Origin of the sequence: Amycolatopsis sp. lyj-109 (assembly GCF_046548995.1) — a bacterium.
Lineage (GTDB): Bacteria > Actinomycetota > Actinomycetes > Mycobacteriales > Pseudonocardiaceae > Amycolatopsis.
Map to the genome: position 1 here is coordinate 63029 of NZ_JAJPWR010000022.1, position 23534 is coordinate 86562.

Genomic DNA, 23534 nt, shown 5'->3' on the forward strand with positions numbered 1-23534 from the left:
GGGGAACGTTCCCCGAAGCGGCCCTCACGCGTTGGCGGGGCCGGTGCTGCCCCGGGTGACCAGCCGCGGCCGGGACGTGTGGACGTCACCGGCCCGCTCCCCCGCCAGCACGTCCCGCAGCACGGACGCCGCGAGCGACCCGAGCTCGGCCAGCGGGCGCCGGATCGCGGTGAGCGCCGGGCGGACCAGCCGGCAGAGCGGGGTGTCGTCCCACGACACCACCGAGAGGTCCTTCGGCACCGCGAGCCCCAGTTCCCGCGCGGCGACGAGCGCGGCCACCGCGAGGTCGTCGGTGTCGCACAGCAGGGCCGTGGGCCGGGGGCGCGCGGCCAGCACCCGGCGGACCGCGTCGGCCGAAGGTTCCGGGTGGACGGTGCCCGGGTGCGGCAAGCCCGTCGCCGCCGTGGTGAACGCCCGCCGGCGCGCCGCGGGGTCGGCGAACACCGCCGCACCCGCGATGCGGACCACGCGCCGGTGTCCCAGCGCCGCGAGGTAGGCCAGCGCCTCGGCGGCACCGGTGACGTCGTCCACGAGCACCGAAGGCACCCCCGGCACCCCGCCCGGCCCGCCGAGCACCACCGCCGGCAGGCCGATCCGGACCAGCTCGGCCGCGCAGCCCGGCTCGGTGAGCAGCACCCCGTCGACCTTCCGCTCGGCGCGCCAGCGGCGGTAGGTGGCCAGCGCCGCGTCGCGGCCGTGGGCGACCTGCAGCAGCAGTTCGCCCTCGAAGCCGTCGAGCAGGGCCGGGACGAACGCCTCCAGCCGCCGGTCGAGCACCATGCCGAGCGCCCCGGACCGGCCGCCGGACAGCGCCCGCGCGGTACTGCTGGGCGCCCACCCGAGCTCCCGGGCGATCTCGGTGATCCGCCGCCGGGTGGCCTCCGAGACGCCGGGGCGGCCGTTGAGGGCGTAGGAGACCGCGCCCTTGGAGACGCCGGCCTCCTTCGCGATGTCGGTGATCGTCGGACGCTTCATCGCACCCTCTCTTCGCACCACAAGTCCGGGCACCTCAAGTTCGGGCAGCACCGCTCCGGGTACCGGGGCCGGACCCCGCGGTCCGTGTCCGCACGGACACCCGCCGTCGCGCACCTTGACACCCGCCGCACCGGGAAACGAGACTCGCCCCGGGAGCGCTCCCAGCCAACGGGGGCCGGGCGCGTGCCGCGAATGGGGAGTGCGCGCGCATGAGGCAGATCCGAAGACCGGCGGCCTTCGCCGCCGTCGCCGTCCTGCTCTTCCTGATCGGGGGCTGCGGACCGGGCACGCCGGAGCGGATCACGCTCACGATGGCCACGTTCGGCCAGTTCGGCTACGAGGACCTCATCCCCGGCTACGAATTCACCCACCCCGGGCTCACCATCCGCCAGGTCCGGACCGAGCAGGGCGGACCGTACCACGAGGACCTGCTGGGCAAGCTGCAGAAGAACCAGGACCTCGCCGACGTCCAGGCCGTCGAGGAAGGCCACCTCGCCGACGTGCTCGCCCACGCCGACAGGTTCGCCGACCTCGCCGAGATCGGGCCGCCCGACGTCAAACCCGGCCGGTGGCTGGAATGGAAGTACGAAGCGGGCCGCAGCAAGGACGGCAAGCTCGTCGGCTACGGCACGGACATCGGCCCGCTGGCCATGTGCTACCGCAAGGACCTGCTCGACACAGCCGGGCTGCCGACCGACCCGGGCTCGGTGAAGACGATGTTCGCCACCTGGGACAGTTACTTCAAGGCCGGCGAGAAATACGTCAAGCGCTCGCACGGCAAGCCGTGGTTCGACTCCTCCGCGCAGGTCTTCAACGCCAAGGTCAACCAGCTCCCGGTCGGCTACCTCGACCGCGAAAACCACTCGACACTGGAGACGAACACCGCACTGAGGGACGCCTGGAACCAGGTCACCACCGCGGTGAAGCAGGGGCAGTCGGCGGGGCTCACCGCCTTCGCCGACGACGGCAACAACGGCCTGCGCACCGGCGCCTTCGCGACGAAGGTCTGTCCTTCGTGGATGCTCGGCGCCATCGAACAGCAGGCCGGGGTCGGCAACGCGGGCAAGTGGGCGCTCACCGACGCCTTCCCGGACGGCGGCGGCAACTGGGGTGGTTCCTACCTCACCGTGCCGGCCTCGAGCCCGCACCAGAGGGAGGCCGCCGCGCTCGCCGCCTGGCTGACCGCGCCGGAGCAGCAGCTGCACGCGTTCCGGGTGAGCGGGAACTTCCCCAGCCAGGTCGACGCCTTCACCTCCCCGGACCTGCTCAGCGAGATGAACGGCTACTTCGGCGGGACGCTGAGCGGCCAGGTCTTCGTCGCCCAGGCCCGCAAGGTCGGGAAACCGCAGTACAAGGGGCCGGGTGACGGCAAGATCCAGGAGACGGTGATCGCGCCGTCGCTCAAGGCCGTCGAGCAGGGCGCCGACCCGGCCGTCGTCTGGCAGCAGGTGCTGACCGGGGTGCACCGGCTCGTCCCCTGACCGGAAACCCGCTCGGCGGAGCCCGCCGGACCGGGCAGGGTGAGGGACATGCTCACTCCCCTGCCCGCCCCCTGGCGGCACTTCACGATCCGGCACCCCGGCCCGGACGACCACCTGCCCGTGCTGGCCGTCCTCGACGACTGGTGGGGCGGTCTCGGCGGCGAAGCGGGCTCCCGCCAGCGGGCGCTGCTGCTGCCGAAACTGATGTTCCAGCACTTCACCGACAGCAGTTTCCTGGTGACCGCGGACGCGCGGATCGTCGCGTTCCTGATCGGCTTCCTCTCGCCCTCTCGGCCGGCCGAGAGCTACATCCACTTCGTCGGGGTCGAGCCCGCCGAACGCGGCCGCGGGCTGGGCGCGGCGCTGTACGAGCGCTTCTTCGCCGACAGCGCCGCGCACGGGCGCTCGGTGGTACGGGCGATCACTTCGCCGCAGAACAAGGGTTCGCACGCGTTCCACACCCGGATGGGGTTCGTCACCGAACCAGGGTCGAAGGAGTTCGAGGGGGTGCCGGTCCAGCCCGACTACGACGGGCCGGGACTGGACCGGCTGAGCTTCCGCAAGGACCTCTGACACGCCGGAGGCGCGCCCAGGAGTCCGGCCCGAGGCCTGTGCGGACGCCGGGCCGGACCCCGCCGTCCCACCCCGGACGGTCAGGCGTCCGGGTGGGACGGCGCGGCGAGCGGCCCGGCGGGACGGGCCGCTGCCACCGTGGTGGAGGCCGGGCCGGGCGGCGGCTGCGCGGCACCGCCCGGCCCGGGGTCTTTACTGCACCGGCGGGTAGGCGTTCTGGACCAGCTGCTCGAACTGGGTCTCGAACCACTTGCCGGACAGCGGGGCGTTCGGCAGGGCACCGGTCAGGTTGCCACCGTTGGCCTGGTCACTGCCGTGGAAGGTCGGGTCGCACATCGGGTCCGCGCCCTTGCCTTCGTCGTTGGGGATCTGCTGGCTCGCGCCGTCGGACTCACCCGGCGGCTTGATCCAGACGTAGGCGTCGAAGTGCGGTGCCGGGGAGACCGTCGGACGCAGGCCGAGGCCGGCGCCGCTCTGGTTGCACCAGTTGCCGCGGTGCAGCCGCCGGTCGATCCGGCCCGAGTCGACGTAGGCGTCCACAGTGGACCCCGAAGCCCCGCTGGGCCGGGCCGCCCCGCCCCAGCCGTTGCGCGAGGTGTCGATCAGCATGCCGATGCCGCTCGGCAGGCCCGCCGACACGAACGCGTTGTACATCGCCGTGCCGAACTTCGACTCGTCGAAGTACGGGTTCCACTGGTAGAACTTGGCCGACTTGAGCGGCTGGCCACCCACGTTCAGGTTCGAGTCCGGCAGGTACGGTTCGGTGACCGGGGTGTAGTTGGCCGTGGAGCTGATGAAGCCGTCGATGCTGTTCACCCCGGCGGTCGTGCCCTGGAGCAGTTGCTTGACCTGGTTGACGAACGGGCCGAAGTTGCTGTCCCAGCCGAGCCACGCCGAGTGCGCGATGTCCAGGTAGTTGTAGACGTTGGAGATCGCGTGCAGCTTGTTCAGCGCGTACTGGATGCCCTGCACGTACACCCCGGTCGACTGCGCCTCCGCGCACTTGGGCGTCGAGGTGTTGGTGATCAGGTTCGGCATCGAGTCCGGCTCGACGACCGTGACGATCCGCAGCGGCGCGTACTTCGCGTCGGCCATGATCGACGCGATCGGGTCGATGTACTCCGCCTTGTACCGGGCCAGGCCGTTCTCGGCGGCCTTCAGCTCACCGTTGGACGCCAGCGCCGCGCAGTCGCGGTTGGGCAGGTCGTAGACGACGATCTGGATGGTCACCGGCGTGCCGCCGCTCGCCTGCGCCAGCGCCGCGTCCAGGTGCCCGCGCAGGCCGCGCGAGTCCGCCGTCCCGGCGATGGCCGCGATCCGGTCCAGCCACACCGCGGTCGAGGTGTTCGCCACCTTGGCCATCTGGGCGCCCAGTGTGCCGCCCTTGGCCGCGGCCGCCGCGGACACCTGTCCCGACCAGTCCGGGTTCACGTACCCCTTCGCCCCGGCGTACGGGTTTTCCACGTGGGTCCCGGGCCGGGGCGTGGTGGTGACCGTGGTCGGGGTGGTGGGCGTCGTCGGCGTCGTCGGGGTGGTCGGGGTGGTCGGCGTCGTGGTGACCGTCGTCGGCCCCGTCGGTGTCGTGGTCGTGGGCGTGCCGTCGCAGTGGGCACCGTTGAGCGAGAACGACGTCGGGATGGCGTTCGTGCCCGAGTACGAGCCGTTGAAGCCGAAGTTGGCCGTGGCGTTCGAGCCCAGGTTCCCGCCCCACGACGGGTTCTTCGCGCTGACGTGCTTGCCGCTCTGGCTGAACGTGGCGCTCCAGCCCTGCTGCACCTGCTGGTTGCCGCCGAAGTCCCATTCGACGTTCCAGGACGAAACGGCGTCACCCAGGTTGGTCACCGCGAGGTTCGCGGTGAAGCCGGTGTCCCACTGGTTGACCGTGTAGGTGACCTTGCAGCCGGTGGCGGCGCCCGCCGGACTGCCCCCGGCCACCAGCAAGCCGGCGGTCATCGCCGCCGCCGTCACCGAGGACGCCACGGCGAACCGTGACTTCCTCTTCGCGGACCAGAATTCACTCCTCATCGAGTGCGCTCCTTAGTGTTCATCGGTGGGGTGGGTCAGGTGGTGCAGGCGGTCGCGCCGACGGCGAAGCCACTCGGCGTGCCGGTCGAGGCGCCGGTCGCCTGGATGCCGATCGACACGGATGCCCCGCCGGCCAGGTCGGGCGCCCAGGCGGGCGCCTTGGCGCTCGCCTGCTGCCCGGTCTGCGTGACGGTCGCGTTCCAGCCGCCGGTGATCTGCGTCCCGGACGGCACGGTCCAGCCGAGCGCCCAGTTCTTCAGCGCCGAGCTGCCGGTGTTCTTCACCGTCACCGTGGCGATGAAGCCGCCCTGCCAGGTGTTGTCGACGTGGTAGGTGACCGCGCAGCTCGCCGCGGGCGGCGGGTCGGTCGTGCCGCCGCCCGAGCCCACCGGCGGGATCAGGTACGGCTGCAGGATCGCCTGCTTGGTCTGGTTGACCGTGGTCCAGTCGTCGTTGAGGATGCCGCCGGTGTCCCCGGAGTTCGGGTTCCAGGACCAGTAGGTGAAGCTCATCCCGCTCGTCCCGGTGCCCGCGTACTTCATCAGTTCCTGCAGCCAGACCTTGTCGCGCGGGTCGGCGAGCGTGCTGCCGAACTCGCCGAGCAGCACCGGCGCGATGTTCTGCTTGTGCAGGTAGCCGAAGAAGTGGTCCCACAGCGCGGGCAGGTTCGCCGGGAACGCCGGGTCGGAGAACCACTTCTGGGCGAACACCGACGTCGCGTACTCGTGCGCCGAGTACACCAGCTTGTCCGGCTTGGACAGTCGCACCGGGAACTGTTTCGCCCCGGAGAGGTTGCCGCCCCACCAGCCGCACTGCGGGTCACCGGTGCCGCTGACGCAGTCGACGCCTTCGACGACGATCAGCCAGTCCGGGTTCGCCGCGAGCACGGCGTTGCCGGCCCGTTCGGCGGCGAGCCGCCAGTCGGTCGCGGTGTCGCCGCAGCCCCAGCACGCTCCCCCGCCGCCCTGGATGGCGTGCGGCTCGTTGTGCAGGTCCGCGCCGATCACCGTCGTGTTGCCCTTGTAGTGCTGGGCCAGCATCGTCCAGTCGGAGATCCAGCGGCTCTCCGAATAGGCGCTGGTGTACCAGAGCGGGGACTGCGCGCCGGAGTCCGGCCGGTGCCGGTCCAGGAGCACCCGCATGCCCTTGACGCCGGCGTAGGCGACGATCTTGTCGAGCACCTGCAGCCCGGACAGGCCCTGCAGGTCCGGGTTCTGCACCTGGTCGATGCTGACCGGCTTGGACCCGGCGTCGAAGAGCTGGTTCGAGTACGGCAGCCGGAGCGTGTTGTACCCGAGCCCGGCCATCTGGTCGAGCATGTCCTTGTAGTTGCGGCTCCACAGCCCGTGCGGCGAGTAGTTGCCGGTCTCGGCGCCGAACCAGTTGATCCCGGTCATCCGGACCGCTGCCCCGGTCGCGTCGACCAGCTGGGCGCCGGAAGCGTGCCAAAACCCGGCACCGGTGCCGCCGAGTGCGGCACTTTCACGTGAAAGTGCCGCTCCCAGGTGGGCACTTTCACGTGAAAGTGCCCGGGAGGGGGCCGCGGTGGCCGGGGACGCCGTGAGAACGGCGCCCCCGACCAGTGCGGCGACCACCAGCGAGAGCAGTCGCTTCATCAAGTGCCTCTCAGCCGAACAGGGCGACGTGCGCGGCGAACGCCGTGGCGATCTCCGACTGCGCCCAGAACCGGTGGTAGGTGAACGTCGGCGCGGCGCCGCCGTCCAGGTAGGCCTGGACCTTCGGCCACTGCGGGTCGCTCTTGTAGAACGACCGGATCGACAGGAACGTGGAGTTCGCGTTGATCGGGTCGCCGTTCGGCATCGTGCCCGTCCAGCCCGAGGGCACGTACAGCCCCTGGTCCGTACCGGCGTTGTACTTGTCGTCGAACCGGTCGTAGTCCGACCGGGTCTCCGGCACCGCGATGCCCTTGGTGTCCGTGTTCGCCGAAAGCGCCGTCAGCAGCTGCTCCCCGACCGTCTTGGCCTGGGCGTTGCTCGACCCGGACGCGTAGTAGAGCAGCGTCTTGGCGAGCGAGGCCGCGACCCCGACGTCCTGGCTGTAGTTCTTCACCGCGACGTGCAGGCCGGTGTTCGCACCCGGGCTGGTGGAGCTCCAGGTGTCCGGCTTGCCGCTCCAGGTCAGGTCGGACGGGATCTGGAAACTCCCGCCGGCCCCGACCGTGGTGTTCGCGATCGCCCAGGGCACCCACTTGTCGAGGATCTTCTTGGCCCGGGCGTCGTTCGTCGCCTGGTAGTACTCGGCGATGCGTTCCATACCCCAGGTCTGGAAGCCGAACCACTGGTTGCTCGGCGGGTCGTGCCAGACCGGCTGCCAGTCGTAGTACATGCCGTAGAAGGTCGGCGTGCCCGCGGGCGGGGTGGCGTACGAGCCGTCCCAGCTGTTGGTCGCACCGCCGGCGAGACCGCCTTCGGACGACTGCAGCCACTGCAGGAACTCCATCTGCCGGCCGAGGCTGGTCGCCCAGTCGGTCGCCCCGGTGGCCGAGGTGACCTTCAGGCCGGGATCGGCCGACAACGCGTACGCGGCCAAGGGGTTCTGGTAACCCTGGTGTGCCGCGCCGTCCCCGATCCGCCACGCCCAGGAGCTGGCCGTGTCGGCCGAGCCGCCCCACGCGTAGTACCACGAAATCAGGTAGTGCTCGCTGTCCTTGCCGGTGCCGGCCGGGCAGCTCGACGCGCCGACGCAGTTGCCGATCTTCTTGTAGTACTTGTCGAACAGCGAGTACCGGAGGTAGTCGCCCATCTTCGACGCCTTCTTCAGCACCGGCGCGATGTCGGCGCTCTTGCCCTGCGCCTGGGCCCACTTCTCGGCCTGGAAGGCCACCTGCACCACGCGGGCGTCCGCGTCGGGCGCGTCGGTGTACTTCCACTGCTTGGCGTAGGAGGAGTCACCGGTGAACAGGTCGAGGTACCCGTTCTTGCCGCCGAACTTCAGCAGGTCACAGCTGGGCTGGGTGACCGTCTCCCAGACCGACTCCTGCGAGCCGCGCTGGAAGGTGTTGATGAACGCCGGCGCGGTGTTGGTGCCGTCCTCGCAGTGGCCGAACTTGTAGATGTTGTCCACGTCGAGCAGCCAGTGCATGCCGTAGACGTCCGGCGAGCCGTAGGCCGCCTTCAGTTCCGCCGCGATCGGGTCGGCCCCGACCGGGACACCGGTCTGCAGCTGTGACGGGTAGGACTTCGGGCTCGGGTACTCCGCCGCGTACGTGGCCGGCTTGCTCGCGTTGTAGCCGGAGTTGCCCGGCTGGTCCGCCGCCGACGGGATCGCGTACGTCTCGATCGACGTCCAGGCCTGGTTGAACGGGGCCCAGTCGCCGGTCACCCGGCCGTAGGACGCCTCCAGCCACAGGTAGTAGCTGAACGCCTCCGACGTCGTCTCGTGCCCGTGGTCGGGCGCCTCGACGATCAGCGTCTCGATCGAGTGGTAGGGCACCAGGATGCTGCCGAACTTGCGGAAGTAGCCGTTGTTCGGGTCCTTGATCTTGTTGTACTGCGTGAGGAACGCGAGCTGGTAGTCCGAAGTGGACGACGAGATCTCGTTGACCGCCACCGTGGCCGCGGTGTAACCGCTGCTGCTCGCGGTGAAGGTCGCGCTGCCCAGCGCGCCCCCGTTGTCGGCACTGGTGACCGTGACGTTCTGCGGCACGTTCCAGTTCGCCGCGGTGAACGTCAGGGTCGCCGGGCTCGCGGTGAGGTCCGTGCTCCCCGCCGTCCGCGCGACGGCGACGGCGACCGAACCCGTCGGGGCGCCGGCGAGGGAGACGGCGAAGGTCGTCGTGCCGCCCTGCTTGACCTGCGCGGTCGCCGGGGTGGCCACGATCGTCGGCCCGGAGAGCACCTTCACGCTGACCGGGCTGGACGTCGTGCTCGCGCCCTTGTTGTCGTACGCCTTCGCCGAGATCGAGTAGGTCCCGGCCGGGACGCTGCCCCAGCTGCCCTCGAACGGCGCGGCCGTGTCGGTGGCCAGCAGCGTGTCACCGGCGTAGAACTCGACCTTGCTGACCGTGCCGTCGCTGTCGGCGGCCGTCGCGGCCAGCGGGATCGTCGCCGGGGCGTAGTAGGTGCCGGTCGAGGACGGCGCCGTCAGGGTGACGGTGGGGGCTTTGTTGGCCCCGGTGCACGAGGTGCCGTTCACCGAGAAGTCGGTTGGAGGGCGGTTGGCCGAGCCCTTCGAGCCGTTGAACCCGAACGACGTGCTCGCGCCCGTGTCGAGGTGGCCGTTGTAGGACATGTTCGTCGCGGTGACCGCGGCGCCGGACTGGGCGAACGTGGCGCTCCAGCCCTGCTGGACCTTCTGGCCGTCGAGGAACGTCCAGCCGACCTTCCAGCTGTCGAAGGGAGCTCCGTCGTTGCGCAGCGAGACGTTCGCGGTGAACCCGGTGTCCCAGTCGTTGGTGGTGTAGGTGACGGAACAGGCGATGTCGGCGCCGAGCGCCGGTGGTGGGGCGACCACCGCACCCGTGACCGCCAGCACGGCCGAGGCCAGTGCCAGCGCACGGGCGCGCTTTCGAGGAGAGGAACGCATGGCTGCGGAACTCCTTTGTCCGTAGGGAGCCAGCGATCTGGGAGCGCTTCCAGGCGCAGACGGTAGCCAGCCGGAAACCTGGATGTAAAGAATCGAGTCAGAAGGACACCGAGGTCCGGAACGTCACTTCTGCGCGTCCGGCGAGCGGTGGCGCACTGAACACTCCTGAACAGCCGCCCCCGATGGTTGTCACGTCACTCTTTCGGAGCAGCGAAGTGGTGACACACCGTTTCATGAAACGTTATTTAGCGCCGAACGTGTACACCTGGGTCGGAAAGCTCCCACCCACCGGGGAATGCCCGCCGATCGAGCACACGAGGAGCTCGCCGCGACCGGGCACCCCGGCACGCGCCCAGGTGGACGACACGCGTGTCCGGATGGACGACACGCGTGTTCGGCCGGGCACGGCGGGTCAGCTCGAGGCGCGGACCGCCAGGGAGACCGGGAGGATGTGCTGCCGCGGCTTCAGGTTCTGGTCGTCGAGCAGCCGCATCAGGGTCTCGACCATGGCGTGGACCTGCTCGCGCGGGTCCTGGTGGACCGACGTCAGGGGCGGGTCCATGGCCGGAGCGAGGGTCACGTTGTCGTCGAAGCTGACCACCGCGACGTCGTCGGGGATGCGGCGGCCCGCGCCGCCCAGGGTGCGCAGCGCGCCCACCGCCATCATGTCGCTGGCGACGAACACCGCGTCGAGGTCCGGGTGCCGGGACAGCAGGGCCGACATCGCGTTCGCGCCGCCCGAAAGGGTGAAATCGGCCTCTTCGACCAGGTCGGCGGGGTCGATCCCGGCGTCGAGGAGGGTCTTGCGCCAGCCGGCGAGGCGATCGATCGGGGCGCTCTGGTCCTGGGGGCCGGCGATCGTCGCGATCCGGCGGCGACCGGCCGCGACCAGGTGCTCGACCGCCAGGCGGGCGCCGCCCTCGTTGTCGAAGTCGACGACGTGCACCCCGCGGCGGATGCCGGCCGCCTGGCCGCCGAACACCACCGGGATGCGCAGCAGCCGCAGCGCCTTGGGCAGCGGGTCGGCCCGGTGCGGGGCGAACACCAGTGCTCCGTCGACGTGACCGCCCTCGAGGAACCGGACCGTCCGGCTCAGGTCCTCGCGGATGTCACTGAAGATCAGCACCATCTGGCGGCCGACGTCGGCGAGCTCCCGGTAGCCGGCCCGCATGACGGCCGCGCGGTACGGGTCGTCGAGCAGCCGGGACTCCGGCTCCGACAGCACCACCGCGACCGCGCCGGTCCGCCGCGTGACCAGCGACCGCGCCGCCTGGTTCGGGGAATAGCCCAGGTCACGGGCCGCGGCCAGGACCTTCTCGCGCGCCGCCGCGCTGACGTACGCGTCGTCGTTCAACGCCCGTGACGCCGTCGACCGCGACACACCGGCGAACGCCGCGACGTCCTCCAGTGTCGGCCGTTCTTCATCCCCTGCTCGAGGCCCCACGGCACCGCCCTCGCTCACCCTCTGCAACTCTGACGGACTCAGCTTAACGTTCACGCTCCTCCGCGTCCGGGAGCGCTCCTCGCAGGAAACACTCCGGTTACGAACCCTTGACACCGGTGAACGCCCCCAGCAGACTCTGCCACACCTGGGAGCGCTCCCAGATCGGCTCCCAGCAGTGAGAGCGCTCATTCCCGTCAACAAGGTGGTTGGACACGTGAGAACGATCCGGAACGGCCTGGTCCTGGCACTGGGCATCACGATGACGGCGCTCGGCGCCTCGGCCTGCAGCGGGGGCGGTGAACAGCAGCCCCCGGCAGCGGCGAACCCGAACGAGCACGTCGACCTGACGCTGGCGACGTTCACCGAGTTCGGCTACGAGGGCCTCATCCCGGAATACGAGCGGCTGCACCCCAACATCAAGATCACCCACCGCAAGACCGGTCAGGGCGGCCCCTACCACGAGGAACTCGTCACCAAGATGGCCGCGGGCTCGGGCCTCGCCGACGTGACGGCCCTCGAAGAGGGCCACCTGTCGGACTTCCTCGACAAGGGTTCGAAGTTCAACGACCTGAGCAAGATCGGGCCGGCCGACGTCACCCCCGACCGCTGGCTGAACTGGAAGTACGACGCCGCCAAGACCAAGGACGGCAAGCTCATCGGCTACGGCACCGACATCGGCCCGCTCGCCATGTGCTACCGCAAGGACCTCTTCAAGGACGCCGGTCTGCCGGACGACCCCGAAGCGGTCAAGCCGCTGTTCGCCACCTGGGACAGCTACTTCGCCGCCGGTGCGGACTTCGTGAAGAAGAGCAACGGCAAGGCCTGGTTCGACTCGGCCTCGCAGAATTTCAACGCCATGGTCAACCAGCTCCCCGAGGGCTACATCGGCACCGACGACAAGCTGGCCGTCGAGAAGAACCAGGGCCTCAAGGACGCCTGGACCAAGGTCACCGACGCGGTCGCCAAGGGCGAGTCGGCCAAGCTCACCGCGTTCAGCCCCGAATGGGAAGCCAGCTTCAAGCAGAGCGCGTTCGCCACGAAGGTGTGCCCGGCCTGGATGCTCGGCGTGATCAAGGAACACGCCGGCCCGGAGCTCCAGGGCAAGTGGGCGGTCACCGCGGCGTTCCCCGGCGGCGGCGGCAACTGGGGTGGCTCGTACCTGACCGTCCCGACGCAGTCGAAGCACCCGAAGGAGGCCGCCGAACTCGCGGCCTGGCTGACCGCGCCCGAGCAGCAGATCAAGGCGTTCCAGGCCAAGGGCACCTTCCCCAGCCAGGTCAAGGCGCTCACGGACCCGGCGCTGCTGAACTACACCAACCCCTACTTCGGCGACACGAAGGTCGGCCAGCTGTACGCCGAGCAGGCGAAGAAGGTCCAGAAGCCGCAGTACAAGGGCCCCGGCGACGGCCAGATCCAGGAAAACGCGTCCAGCCCGGCCCTGCAGGCGGTCGAACAGGGCAAGCCGGCGGCGGACGCGTGGAACCAGATGGTCGAAGCCGCGAAGAAGATCACGCGCTGAGCCGATGACCGTCCTCGACAAGGTCGCGCCAGAAGGGAGTAAGGCCGGGGAGCGCGTGTCTCCCCGGCCCACCTTCCGTCATCGGTTGAGCCGGTGGGACGTCAAGGTCTCGCCGTACCTCTACATCGCGCCGTTCTTCGTCCTCTTCGGGATCGTCGGCCTGTTCCCGCTGCTCTACACCGCGTACGTCTCGATGTTCAAGTGGGAGGCCGGGGCCGACCACCCCGACTTCCTCGGCATCGGCAACTACACGGAGCTGTTCGCCGACACGCAGTTCTGGAACGCGCTGGTCAACACGATCAGCATCTTCCTGCTCTCCAGCATCCCGCAGCTCGTCATCGCGATCCTGCTGGCGGCAATGCTCGGCGCCCGGCTGCGCGGCGCGACCGGCTGGCGCGTGGGCATCCTGCTCCCGTACGCGGCCAGTCTCGTCGCCATCGGCATCATCTTCGCCAACCTGTTCGGCTCGAAGTACGGGCTGATCAACGGCGTGCTGCAGACCATCGGGCTGGACCCGGTCGACTGGCAGGCCAGCCGCTTCGGCAGCCACGTCGCGATCGCGATCATGGTGAACTGGCGCTGGACCGGTTACAACGCCCTGATCGTGCTGGCGGCCATGCAGGCCATCCCGAAGGAACTGCACGAGGCGGCGTTGATCGACGGCGCCGGCACGTGGCGCCGCTTCTGGAACGTCACCTTGCCGCTGCTGAGGCCGACGCTGATCTTCATCACCATCACCTCGACGATCGGTGGCCTGCAGATCTTCACCGAGCCGAAGCTGTTCGACGCCATGCCCGGGTCGAACAACGGCGGCTCCACCAACCAGTTCCAGACCGTGACGCTGTACCTCTACCAGACGGCGTTCCAGAACGCCGACCTCGGCTACGCCTCGGCGATCGCCTGGGTGCTGTTCCTGATCATCGTGCTCATCGCGCTGGCGAACTTCTTCATCACCAGCCGGATCGCCAGCACCCCGGCGGTGAAGGTGAAGAAAAAATGACCACAATCCAGAGTGGACTGCGCAGGAGCGTCGCCACGCTCGGCAAGCCACGCAAGTCGACCTACATCGTGCTGGCGATCTTCGTGCTCGGGTCGCTCTTCCCGTTCTACTGGTCGTTCCTGGTGGCCAGCCGCGACAACGGGATGCTCACCGACCGCATCCCGCCGTTCGTGCCCGGCGGAAACTTCTTCGCCAACGCCGCGCGGGTGTTCGACACCGTGCCGTTCTGGAAGGCCCTGGGCAACAGCGTCATCGTCTCGGGCACCGTAACGCTCACTACGGTGCTGTTCTCCTCGCTGGCCGGGTTCGCCTTCGCGAAACTCCGGTTCCGGGGGAGCAACAAGCTGTTCGTGTTCATCGTCGTCACGCTCGCGGTGCCCACCCAGCTGGGCATCATCCCGTTGTTCATCGCGATGTCCGAACTGGGCTGGACGGGGAGCCTGGCGGCGGTGATCGTGCCCAACCTGGTCACCGCGTTCGGCGTGTTCTGGATGCGGCAGTACACGCTGGACGCGCTGCCGTACGAGCTCGTCGAGGCCGCGCGCGTCGACGGCTGCAGCATGATCCGGATCTTCTGGAACGTCTGCATGCCCGCGGTGCGCCCGGCCGCGGCGATCCTCGCGATGTTCACGTTCATGATGTCGTGGAACGACTTCCTGTGGCCGCTCGTCGTGCTGGACGCCGGCAACCCCACCGTCCAGGTGGCCCTGGAAAAGCTGCAGAGCGGCTACTACGTCGACTATTCGCTCGTCCTGGCCGGCACGACCCTGGCCACCATCCCCATCCTCATCGTCTTCGTCCTCCTCGGCCGCCAGATCGTGGCCGGGATCATGCAAGGTGCCGTGAAAGGGTGAACATGTCCGTACATCCCGACAGCGTTCGGGCGGAGACCGCGTTGATGTTCCCGCCTGGCTTCGTCTGGGGCGCCGCCACCGCGGCGTTCCAGGTGGAAGGAGCCACGACGGCCGACGGGCGCACCGATTCGGTCTGGGACGTCTTCGCCCGCCGCCCGGGTGCGGTCCGGGGCGGCGACAACGGCGAACCGGCGGCCGACCACTACCGTCGGTACTCCGAAGACGTCGGGCTGATGCGCCGGCTCAACCTCGGTGCCTACCGCTTCTCGCTGGCCTGGCCGCGGGTGCGGCCGGACGGCGGCGAGGCGAACACCGCCGGGCTCGGCTTCTACGACCGGCTGGTCGACTGCCTGCTCGAGTCCGGGATCCAGCCGTGGGCGACGCTGTACCACTGGGACCTGCCGCAGGCGCTGGAGGAGAAGGGCGGCTGGACCAACCGGGACACCGCCTACCGGTTCGCCGAGTACGCCGAAACGGTGCTGGAGCGGCTGGGCGACCGCGTCGCCAGCTGGTCGACGCTCAACGAGCCGTGGTGCGCGGCGATGCTCGGCTACGCGGGCGGCATCCACGCGCCCGGCCACACCGACCACCCGGCGGCCGTGGCCGCCACGCACCACCTGCTGCTGGGCCACGGCCTGGCGATGGACATCATCCGGCGGCACGCCCCGGACGTCCCGGCCGGCATCACGCTGAACCTGTACCCGGTCGTCCCGCACGACCCGGCGAACGTCTCCGACGTCTCCGCGGCCCGGCGGATCGACGGCCTGCAGAACCGGTTGTTCCTCGACCCGGTGCTGCGCGGCGGCTACCCGGACGACCTGGTCGCCGACCTCGAGCCGTTCGGGCTCGGCTCGGTCGTGCGCAACGACGACGCCGCGGTCATCGCCGCGCACGTCGACTGGCTGGGCGTGAACTACTACCGCGACTACCGCGTCGCGGGCCGTCCGGTGCCGGGCAGCGAGCCGGCGGGCCCCGAGTGGGTCGGCGCCGGCGACGTGCACTTCGTCCCGGACCCGGCGGCGCCCCGCACGGACTCCGGCTGGGAGGTCCAGCCGGCCGGGCTGACCGAGTCCCTGCTGCAGGTGCACCGCGGCTACCGGTCGCTGCCGCTGTACATCACGGAGAACGGCGCGGCCTACCCCGACGTCGTCTCCGACGGCGGTGACATCGTCGACACCGACCGCGTCGCGTTCCTCGACTCCCACCTGCGGGCCTGCCACGACGCCATCGCGGCCGGGGTCGACCTGCGCGGGTACTTCTACTGGTCGCTGCTGGACAACTTCGAGTGGGCCGAGGGCTACGCGAAGCGGTTCGGCCTGGTCCACGTCGACTACGCGACCCAGCGGCGGACGCCGAAGCAGAGCGCCCACTGGTACTCCCGGGTGATCGGCCTCAACGGGATCGGCTGACCCAAGCGCCCCAAGGCGGCCTTGGTTGCGTCTGACGCACCGAAGGCCGCCTTGGGTGCGTCAGACGCACCGAAGGCCGCCTTGGGGCGCTTGAGCCGGGGCGTGCAATCCGGGATCGCCGTTGCCAGACTGGCCGGTATGGGACTGCGCAGCGAAGCTTGGTTCAACAATCCCGCCGACCCCGGCATGACCGCCCTCTACCTCGAGCGGTACCAGAACTGGGGCCTCACCCGGGAGGAGCTGCAGTCCGGCCGGCCGATCATCGGGATCGCGCAGACGGGCTCCGACCTCACCCCCTGCAACCGCCACCACCTGCAGCTGGCCGACCGGACGCGCGAAGGCATCCGCGAGGCGGGCGGGATCGCCATCGAGTTCCCGGTGCACCCGATCCAGGAGACCGGCAAGCGCCCGACCGCCGCCCTCGACCGGAACCTTGCCTACCTCGGCCTGGTCGAGACGCTCTACGGCTACCCGATCGACGGCGTCGTGCTCACCACCGGCTGCGACAAGACCACCCCGGCGTGCCTGATGGCCGCCGCGACCGTCGACATCCCGGCGATCGTGCTGTCCGGCGGCCCGATGCTCAACGGCTGGTTCAACGGCGAGCGCACCGGGTCCGGCACGATCATCTGGAAGGCGCGGGAACTGCTCGCCACCGGTGAGATCGACGACGCCGGGTTCATGGACCTCGTCGCGTCGTCCGCGCCGTCGCCGGGGCACTGCAACACGATGGGCACGGCGTCCACGATGAACGCGCTCGCCGAGGCACTCGGGATGAGCCTGCCCGGCTGCGCCGCCATCCCGGCCCCGCACCGCGACCGGGCGCGGATGGCCTACCGGACCGGGCTGCGGATCGTCGAGCTGGTCCGCGAGGACCTCAAGCCGTCCGACATCCTGACGCGCGAGGCGTTCGAGAACGCCATCGTCGTGAGCTCCGCGATCGGCGGCTCGACCAACGCGCCCATCCACCTCGGCGCGATCGCCCGGCACATCGGCGTCGACCTGCCGCTGGCCGACTGGCAGCGGCTCGGCCACGCCGTCCCGCTCCTGGTCGACCTGCAGCCCGCGGGCAAGTACCTCGGCGAGGAGTTCCACCGCGCGGGCGGCGTCCCGGCCGTGGTGCACGAGCTAATGCGGCACGGGCTGATCCACGAGGACGCGCCCACCGTCAACGGCCGCACCCTCGGCGACAACTGCCGCGACGCCGAAGCCGGCGACCGGGACGTCATCCGGACCTTCGGCACCGCCCTCACCCCCGACGCCGGGTTCCTGGTTCTCAAGGGCAACCTGTTCGACGCGGCGATCATGAAGTCCAGCGTGATCTCGCCGGAGTTCCGGCGGCGGTACCTGGCCGGGGGTGTCTACGAAGGCACCGCGGTCGTGTTCGACGGCCCCGAGGACTACCACGCCCGCATCGACGACCCGGACCTCGGCGTGGACGAGCACACGCTGCTGGTGATGCGCGGCACCGGCCCGCTCGGCTACCCGGGTTCGGCGGAGGTGGTCAACATGCGGCCGCCCGCGGAGCTGATCAAGCGGGGCGTGCACGAGCTGCCCTGCCTCGGCGACGGCCGCCAGTCGGGCACCTCCGGCTCGCCGTCGATCCTCAACGCCTCCCCCGAGGCTGCCGCGGGCGGCGGCCTCGCCGTGCTGCGGACCGGGGACCGGGTCCGGATCGACCTCGGCGCCGGCACCGCGGACGTGCTGATCCCCGACGACGAACTCGCGCGGCGCCACCGGGAACTGGCCGAGGCCGGCGGCTACCCGGTACCGGAATCGCAGACGCCGTGGCAGGAGATCCAGCGGTCGATGACCGACCAGCTGTGCGACGGCATGGTGCTGCGCCCGGCCGTGGCGTACCAGCGCATCGCGGCGACGAAGGGAATCCCCCGCGACAACCACTGATTCCGTGCTTCGCCCCCGCGAAAAAGGGGTATCCCCACCGATAGCCGAGGCGAGGAGACCGCCATGCTCCCGGATCGAGAACGCCACGCCCTACGTGAAATCGAGGCGGAGCTGCGCGCCAGTGATCCCGCGTTCGCCGCCGCCTTCAACGGCCGCAAGCTGCACTCGCCCAAGCGGCCGAGCCTGCTGCTGGTGCTCTGCGACGTCACGGCGGTGATGATGCTGCTCGTCGGGCTGTTCGCCCGCGACGCCGCTCTCGTGCTCTGGGGCACGGTGAGCGCGGGTGCGCTGGTGGCCTGGCACATCGCCCGCGCCGAGTCGATCCGTGAGTCCACTGAGGACGGTGCCGCGCCGGCCACCGGAGCACGCTGAGGCCTTCTGATGCAGTATGGCCGCCCCCGGGAACTCGCACCGGGGGCGGCCGTACTGCGTCAGGGCGCCACTCAGTCGTAGGAGAGGGCCTCGACCAGCTCGCCGGTGCTCGGGTTCGACAGCGCCCGGGCCACGTCGGCCTGCGCGACGATCCCGACGAGGTCGTGCCCGTCGATCACCGGCAGCCGGCGGACGCGGTGCTCGGACATCGTGCGCAGGATCTCCTGGGCGTCGTCGTCCGCGCCGATCGTCACGACCTCGCCCTGGGCGAGCTCGCCGGTGTGGACCGCGCGCGGGTCCTTGCCCTCGGCCAGCACCTTCACCACGATGTCACGGTCGGTGATCATGCCCTTCAGCCGGTTGTCCTCGCCGCAGATCGGCAGGGCACCGACGCCTTTCTGCGCCATCGTGACCGCGGCGTCGTGCACGGTGTCGGACTCACGGGCACAGGTCACGTCCGACGTCATGATGTCGCGTGCGGTGGTCATCGTGAACTCCTTCCTCTGGGCTCCGGTGCCGGCTACCCGGGCCGGGCACGTTTACCCGTGCCCCGGACGGGAAATTCCGGGCACATGCCGGATTCCCGCGGCGCCGATCCGCCGGACACCACCGACCTCGGCCGGTTGCGGTCGGCGGCGTCCTGCTGCCAGGGCTGCCCCCTGTACCAGGACGCCACGCAAACCGTCTTCGGCGAAGGTCCCGCCGGGGCGAAGGTCCTCGTCGTCGGCGAGCAGCCGGGCGACCAGGAGGACCTCGCGGGCGAGCCGTTCGTGGGCCCCGCCGGGAAGCTGCTGGACCGCGCCTTCGAAGAGGCCGGCTTCGACCGGCGGTCACTGTATGTCACCAACGCGGTCAAGCACTTCAAGTTCAAGCGCGCCGAACGCGGGAAGCGCCGGATCCACCAGAAGCCGGGCCGCACCGAAGTCCTCGCGTGCCGCCCCTGGCTGCTCGCGGAACTGCGGGCGGTGGGCCCGGACCTGGTGCTGCTGCTGGGTGCGACGGCCGCGCAGTCGTTGCTGGGTGCGAAGTTCCGGTTGACCGCCCACCGGGGCGAGCCGCTCGAGCCGCCGGAGGAGCTGGCCGGGCTGGTGCCGTCGGCCATGGCGACGGTCCACCCCTCGGCGGTGCTGCGGGCCCCGGACCGGGACGACGCCTACGCGGCCTTCGTCGCCGACCTGCGGGCCGCGGTGAAGCTGCTCGGCTGAAGCCGGGGCGACGAGGATCCAGGGCCGCCCACGACGCACCTCAGCCCAGGTGTTTCAGCGCCCACGCGCCGGGCGACCGCACGCAACTCGGCGACCGGCGTGCCGTCCGGCGGGTCGAGGTCGAGCACCAGCCGGTCGGGCCGATCCGGTGCGTCCACAGTGGACAGCCAGGTGTGGAACACCGGCCAGGGTCGGCTCGCGCCCGGTCACGACGCCTTCAAGGCCTTCTCGAGTTCGGCGCGCGTCATCTTCGACCGGCCCTTCACGCCCTGTTCGCGGGCGAGCTTCTCCAGATCGGACTTCGACAGCTCGGACAAAGGAGGCTTCTTCGCGGCCTTCTTCTTCGGTTCCTTGCCGCCGCTCTTGCGGTTCTTCACGCTGCGCGACAGCGCCTCGAACAGGTCCACGACGTCAGCCGAGGGCTCCGGCTCCTCTTCGTGGGTGATCTCCTTGCCCGCTTCCTTCGCCTTGAGCAGCTCTTCGACGCGCTTCGAGTACTCGTCGCGGTAGTCCTCGGGCTTCCACGGCGCCGTCATCTCGTCGACCAGCGCGAGTGCCATGTCGAGTTCCTTGGGCCGCGGCTTCGGCAGGTCCGGCAGCGTGCCCATGACGTCCTTCGGCTTCCGCAGGTCCGCGACGAAGTGCAGCGTGTTGAGCACCATGACGTCTTCACCGGCACGGACGGCCGCGAGGTATTCCTTGCCGCGCAGCACGAACTTCGCGATGCCGGCCTTCTCGCTGCGGTCCATCGCCTGCAGCAGCAGGCCGTACGCCTTGGCGAAGTCCTCCTTCGCCGGCTTGAGCCAGTACGTCTTGTCGAAGAACCACGGGTCGATCTCGTCGAGCTTGACGAACTGCTCGATGTCGATCCGGCGCGATCGTTCGGGCGCGATCTCGTCCAGCTCGTCCGGTTCGACGAGCACGTGGTCGCCGCCGCCGAGGTCATAACCCTTGACGATCTCGTCCTGGGTGACCTCGTCACCGGTCCGCTCGTTGACGCGGCGGTTGCGGATCCGGTCCGATGTCCCGCGTTCGAACTGGTGGAAGTGGATCGTGTGGTCCGCCACCGCCGGGTACAGCTCCACCGGCACGGTGACCAGCCCCAGGCTCAGCGCGCCGCTCCAAACCGGTCGGGCCATGTCGTCCTCCTCGCCCTCAGGCGACGTCGCTGCTGCGCTGCCCGCTCCGGTGCAGCCCCAGCATGTCCAGCAGCCGCGCGCAGTCCTCGGGGTCCTTGGCCCGCGCCGCCACGGTCAGCGCCGCCTTGTGGCGCGTGCGCTCCAGCTCCGCCGGGTCGCCACCGTCGACGAGGAGGTCCGCCACCGGTCGCAGATCGTTGCGCTTGTCTCGCATGTTCGCTCCCCTCGGCAATTCCGTTCCCGTTCGCGGGCGGGTTACCCAGGATCACCGCAGGCCACACAGCTGTCACCGACGGAGTCACGAAGATCCGGTCCCACTAGGCCGAACGAGTGAATTCAACCAGCTTCGGGCCCGGACACAGGCAAGGTGGTGAGATCCACGTCACAGCAGGAGGCCGGATGGGCACCCAGATCCGCATCAGTCGCGAAGACGGCTCACTGCCCTGCGAGGTCTGCGGCTTCCCGACGATGCACGTGGCCCAGGTCGTCGCCGACGACGGCACGATCCTGGGCCGCACCCTGGTCTGCACGACGTGCCAGCGCAGCAAGCACCGCCCGGACCCGGCGCCGGTCGAGTCCGAGGCACCCCCGGACGAGGTCCCGGCCGGCTAACACCCTGCCGCGGCCCTCGTGAGTGGTAAGTCGGGTTAGAACCCGACTTACCACTCACGAGGGGTCACGTCGTCGTCGCCACCGCCGCCACGAACTCCGCCGCCACCTCGTGCAGCTTCCGGTTGCCGTCCTGCGAACGCTTCACCAGCCGCTGGAAGGCTTCCTCCGCCGTGATCCGGTGCGCCGCCATCAGGATCCCCTTGGCCTGGTCGATCACCGCGCGAGTCTCCAGCGCGCGGTTGAGCTGGTCGACCAGCTCGCGGGCCGCGAAGTACCGCCGGGCGCTGCGCAGGCCGATGACCACCGTCGCCGTGTACAGCTCGAGGATCTTGGTGCCCAGCTCGCTGAAGCCGTGCTCGCCGAAGCCGAACAGGTTCACCGCCCCGGACATGTCCTCGTCCACGGTCAGCGGCGCGGCGAGGAAACTGGCCACGCCCAGCTGCTCGGCCGACGTGACGAACTGCGGCCACAGGTCCCCGACCGCGCCGATGCCGACGCGGACCGGCTGACCCGTCTCGGCGGCGCGCAGGCACGGCCCGTCGCCGATCCGGTACTGCTCGCGGTCGAAGTTCACCGCCCGCTGGTCGGTGCTGGCCACCGTCTCCGGCACGCCGTCGCGCACCAGGGTGATGCTGGCCATGTCGGCCCCCGGCACCACCTGCACGACGTGATCGCACACCGCCTGCAGCATCTGGCCGAGGTCGAGCTCGCCGTCCAGCATCGCGGTCAGCGACTCCATCGCGAGCGTGACTTCGTCCAGCCGCGCGGTGAGCAGCTCCTCATGGCCGCCCGTCATCCTGGTGACGCCCCTCTTCTTTCGTCAGGGCGCTCTCAACCAGGGGGGACCCGGGCGCGCGCCACTAGTGGGCCGCTAGCGCTTTAACGGGTCCAGCGCGAGATTACTGCATCCCGATCAGGCCGGGCACGAGCGGTCACCGCCGCGGCGCGCCGCACGTCCGTTCGGAGCAACGACGGTTGCGAGCCGTGAACGCACGGTTAGGCTCGGTGGCACGGTTCAACCAGCAGCCGCCTCGAACCCCGGAGCGCGGCGCTGCGGCCGCGCCGTATCAGGACGGTGGCGAACCGGCATGAACCTTCCCCGACCCCGGAATTCCCGCTTGCGGCTGCGCACTACGTGGCCGGCCCCGCACGCGGTCCTGGTGACCGCGCGCGGCGACCTCGACAGCACGACGGCCCCCGATCTGGCCACGCTGCTCTCCGACCGCCTCTGGGCGACGCCGGAACGGCTGGTGGTCGACCTGTCCGAAGTGGACTTCCTCGGCGTGGCCGGGATCCGGGTGCTGCTGCACGCGGCGCTGCAGGCCGGGCAGGGCGGCACCGAACTGCTCGTGGTCACCGGGACCAACCGGGTGGTCCGGCGTGCTCTGCAGGTGACCGGGACGGACCGCCGCATCGCGCTCGCCGATCGACGGCCCGCCCCCGCACCCGCCTGACCGGCGGCGCGTGCTCAGCCGCGCAACGCCGGGAGCAGCTCCTTCTCGGCGAAGTCGAGGAAGCCCTCCTGCTGGTCACCGCCGATCTGGACCAGCGCCACGTCGGTGAAGCCCGCCTTCTCGAATTCCTGCACGGCTTCGGCGATCGGCTCGATGTCCGGGCCGCACGGTATCGAGCCGGCGACGTCGTCTTCGCGGACGAACTGCGTCGCGCCGGCGAACCCGGCCGGTCCCGGGAGCTCGGCGTTGACCTTCCAGCCACCGGCGAACCACCGGAACTGCTCGTGCGCGCGCCGCACCGCGGCGTCGCGGTCGGTGCCCCAGGACACGGGCAGCTGCCCGATCTTGCGGCTCGGCTCGCCGCCGAGCTTCGTCGCGTCCCACTCCTGGGAGAGCTCCGCCTTCGGCTCGACGGCGATCATCGCGTCGGCGACCGGGGCGAACCGCCGGACCGACTGCGAACCGGACACCGCGACACCGATCGGCGTCCGCTTCTCCGGCAGGTCCCACAGCTTCGCCGAGTCGACGCGGAAGTGCTTGCCGTCGTAGTCGAAGTAGCCGCCGTCGAACAGGCCGCCGATGATCTGCACCGCCTCGGCGAGCATTTCGTGCCGGACGTTGGCCGGCGGCCAGCCGCGGCCGATGACGTGTTCGTTGAGGTTCTCCCCCGCGCCGAGGCCGAGGGTGAACCGGCCGCCCGACAGGGCCTGCACGGTCGCCGCCTTCTGGGCGACCACCGCCGGGTGGTAGCGCATGGTCGGGCAGGTCACGTAGGTCATCAGCTCGGCGCGCTCGGTCACCTGGGTGACCGCGCCCAGCACGGCCCAGGCGTAGGGCGCGTGCCCCTGTTCGTCCAGCCAGGGCGAGTAGTGGTCGCTCATGACCTCGAAGTCGAAGCCGGCCCGTTCCGCTCCGGCGGCGAACCGGACCAGGTCGCCCGGGCCCGCCTGCTCGGTCATCAAGGTGTAGCCGATCCGCATCGGCGCCTCCTCTCGCTCGGGGGTTCCGGGTGGCGAACCCCC

At 70.2% G+C, this 23534-nt stretch carries 22 protein-coding genes; 11 read left to right on the forward strand and 11 right to left on the reverse strand.

All coding sequences use genetic code 11. The features are described 5' to 3' along the window. Positions 1 to 24: 24 nt before the first annotated feature. Positions 25 to 975, reverse strand: a complete 951-nt coding sequence (locus tag ACLJQF_RS37205) for a LacI family DNA-binding transcriptional regulator (protein WP_410614971.1) — start codon at positions 973 to 975, stop codon at positions 25 to 27. A 209-nt stretch (positions 976 to 1184) separates the two neighbouring features. Between ACLJQF_RS37205 and ACLJQF_RS37210 the strand changes: the two genes are divergently transcribed. After that, complete coding sequence (locus ACLJQF_RS37210; protein ID WP_410614972.1) at positions 1185 to 2456, forward strand: extracellular solute-binding protein; 1272 nt, start codon at positions 1185 to 1187, stop codon at positions 2454 to 2456. Between the two features lie 48 nt (positions 2457 to 2504). Continuing rightward, positions 2505 to 3029, forward strand: a complete 525-nt coding sequence (locus ACLJQF_RS37215; protein WP_410614973.1) for a GNAT family N-acetyltransferase — start codon at positions 2505 to 2507, stop codon at positions 3027 to 3029. 192 nt (positions 3030 to 3221) lie between these two features. On the opposite strand, the gene ACLJQF_RS37220 is transcribed toward ACLJQF_RS37215, so the two are convergent. From ACLJQF_RS37220 to ACLJQF_RS37235, 4 genes are all read right to left on the reverse strand, one after another. Next, positions 3222 to 5054, reverse strand: a complete 1833-nt coding sequence (locus ACLJQF_RS37220; protein ID WP_410614974.1) for a glycoside hydrolase family 6 protein — start codon at positions 5052 to 5054, stop codon at positions 3222 to 3224. A gap of 35 nt (positions 5055 to 5089) precedes the next feature. Beyond that, positions 5090 to 6670, reverse strand: coding sequence for a cellulase family glycosylhydrolase (locus ACLJQF_RS37225; RefSeq protein ID WP_410614975.1), 1581 nt, complete (start codon positions 6668 to 6670; stop codon positions 5090 to 5092). A 10-nt stretch (positions 6671 to 6680) separates the two neighbouring features. Continuing rightward, complete coding sequence (locus tag ACLJQF_RS37230) at positions 6681 to 9599, reverse strand: glycoside hydrolase family 48 protein (RefSeq protein ID WP_410614976.1); 2919 nt, start codon at positions 9597 to 9599, stop codon at positions 6681 to 6683. A gap of 412 nt (positions 9600 to 10011) precedes the next feature. Further along, positions 10012 to 11007 carry a LacI family DNA-binding transcriptional regulator gene (locus tag ACLJQF_RS37235; RefSeq protein WP_410615051.1) on the reverse strand — a complete coding sequence of 332 codons (996 nt, stop codon included), beginning with the start codon at positions 11005 to 11007 and terminating at the stop codon, positions 10012 to 10014. 250 nt (positions 11008 to 11257) lie between these two features. Here ACLJQF_RS37235 and ACLJQF_RS37240 point away from each other — a divergent pair, with 250 nt between their 5' ends. The 6 genes from ACLJQF_RS37240 (at position 11258) to ACLJQF_RS37265 (ending at position 18102) form a co-directional block, all read left to right on the forward strand. Continuing rightward, positions 11258 to 12562 carry an ABC transporter substrate-binding protein gene (locus ACLJQF_RS37240; protein WP_410614977.1) on the forward strand — a complete coding sequence of 435 codons (1305 nt, stop codon included), beginning with the start codon at positions 11258 to 11260 and terminating at the stop codon, positions 12560 to 12562. 4 nt (positions 12563 to 12566) lie between these two features. After that, a complete protein-coding gene (locus ACLJQF_RS37245; protein ID WP_410614978.1) occupies positions 12567 to 13562 on the forward strand; it encodes a carbohydrate ABC transporter permease in 996 nt (331 codons plus the stop codon). Further along, positions 13559 to 14416, forward strand: coding sequence for a carbohydrate ABC transporter permease (locus tag ACLJQF_RS37250; RefSeq protein ID WP_410614979.1), 858 nt, complete (start codon positions 13559 to 13561; stop codon positions 14414 to 14416). The genes ACLJQF_RS37245 and ACLJQF_RS37250 overlap by 4 nt, the downstream gene beginning before the upstream one ends. Further along, the gene (locus tag ACLJQF_RS37255; RefSeq protein WP_410614980.1) at positions 14413 to 15825 is read left to right on the forward strand and encodes a GH1 family beta-glucosidase; all 1413 of its coding nucleotides are present in this window, start codon (positions 14413 to 14415) and stop codon (positions 15823 to 15825) included. Before ACLJQF_RS37250 ends, ACLJQF_RS37255 begins: the two co-directional genes overlap by 4 nt. A 138-nt stretch (positions 15826 to 15963) precedes the next feature. Beyond that, entirely contained in the window at positions 15964 to 17730 is a 1767-nt protein-coding gene (locus ACLJQF_RS37260) for an IlvD/Edd family dehydratase (RefSeq protein ID WP_410614981.1), read from the forward strand. 63 nt (positions 17731 to 17793) lie between these two features. Then, entirely contained in the window at positions 17794 to 18102 is a 309-nt protein-coding gene (locus ACLJQF_RS37265; protein WP_410614982.1) for a DUF3040 domain-containing protein, read from the forward strand. A gap of 71 nt (positions 18103 to 18173) precedes the next feature. On the opposite strand, the gene ACLJQF_RS37270 is transcribed toward ACLJQF_RS37265, so the two are convergent. Then, complete coding sequence (locus ACLJQF_RS37270) at positions 18174 to 18590, reverse strand: CBS domain-containing protein (RefSeq protein WP_410614983.1); 417 nt, start codon at positions 18588 to 18590, stop codon at positions 18174 to 18176. 84 nt (positions 18591 to 18674) lie between these two features. Between ACLJQF_RS37270 and ACLJQF_RS37275 the strand changes: the two genes are divergently transcribed. Further along, positions 18675 to 19307 carry a UdgX family uracil-DNA binding protein gene (locus ACLJQF_RS37275; RefSeq protein ID WP_410614984.1) on the forward strand — a complete coding sequence of 211 codons (633 nt, stop codon included), beginning with the start codon at positions 18675 to 18677 and terminating at the stop codon, positions 19305 to 19307. Here the strand turns inward: ACLJQF_RS37275 and ACLJQF_RS37280 are convergent. The 3 genes from ACLJQF_RS37280 to ACLJQF_RS37290 are packed head-to-tail and all read right to left on the reverse strand — an operon-like array spanning position 19256 to position 20660. Beyond that, positions 19256 to 19489: a hypothetical protein gene (locus tag ACLJQF_RS37280; RefSeq protein WP_410614985.1), complete on the reverse strand. Its 234-nt coding sequence runs from the start codon at positions 19487 to 19489 to the stop codon at positions 19256 to 19258. The genes ACLJQF_RS37275 and ACLJQF_RS37280 overlap by 52 nt on opposite strands. Before the next feature lie 24 nt (positions 19490 to 19513). Then, positions 19514 to 20446: a Ku protein gene (locus ACLJQF_RS37285; protein ID WP_410614986.1), complete on the reverse strand. Its 933-nt coding sequence runs from the start codon at positions 20444 to 20446 to the stop codon at positions 19514 to 19516. A gap of 16 nt (positions 20447 to 20462) precedes the next feature. Further along, complete coding sequence (locus ACLJQF_RS37290) at positions 20463 to 20660, reverse strand: hypothetical protein (RefSeq protein ID WP_410614987.1); 198 nt, start codon at positions 20658 to 20660, stop codon at positions 20463 to 20465. A gap of 185 nt (positions 20661 to 20845) precedes the next feature. On the opposite strand from ACLJQF_RS37290, the gene ACLJQF_RS37295 reads away from it, so the two are divergent. Further along, complete coding sequence (locus ACLJQF_RS37295) at positions 20846 to 21058, forward strand: hypothetical protein (protein WP_410614988.1); 213 nt, start codon at positions 20846 to 20848, stop codon at positions 21056 to 21058. Between the two features lie 64 nt (positions 21059 to 21122). Here the strand turns inward: ACLJQF_RS37295 and ACLJQF_RS37300 are convergent, their stop codons facing one another. After that, positions 21123 to 21854 (reverse strand): ANTAR domain-containing response regulator, encoded by a 732-nt coding sequence (locus ACLJQF_RS37300; RefSeq protein WP_410614989.1) that lies wholly within the window; start codon positions 21852 to 21854, stop codon positions 21123 to 21125. Positions 21855 to 22176: 322 nt separating this feature from the next. On the opposite strand from ACLJQF_RS37300, the gene ACLJQF_RS37305 reads away from it, so the two are divergent. After that, positions 22177 to 22512 carry an STAS domain-containing protein gene (locus ACLJQF_RS37305; protein ID WP_410614990.1) on the forward strand — a complete coding sequence of 112 codons (336 nt, stop codon included), beginning with the start codon at positions 22177 to 22179 and terminating at the stop codon, positions 22510 to 22512. A 14-nt stretch (positions 22513 to 22526) separates the two neighbouring features. Here the strand turns inward: ACLJQF_RS37305 and ACLJQF_RS37310 are convergent, their stop codons facing one another. Beyond that, positions 22527 to 23492, reverse strand: coding sequence for a TIGR03557 family F420-dependent LLM class oxidoreductase (locus tag ACLJQF_RS37310; RefSeq protein ID WP_410614991.1), 966 nt, complete (start codon positions 23490 to 23492; stop codon positions 22527 to 22529). Positions 23493 to 23534: the final 42 nt, after the last annotated feature.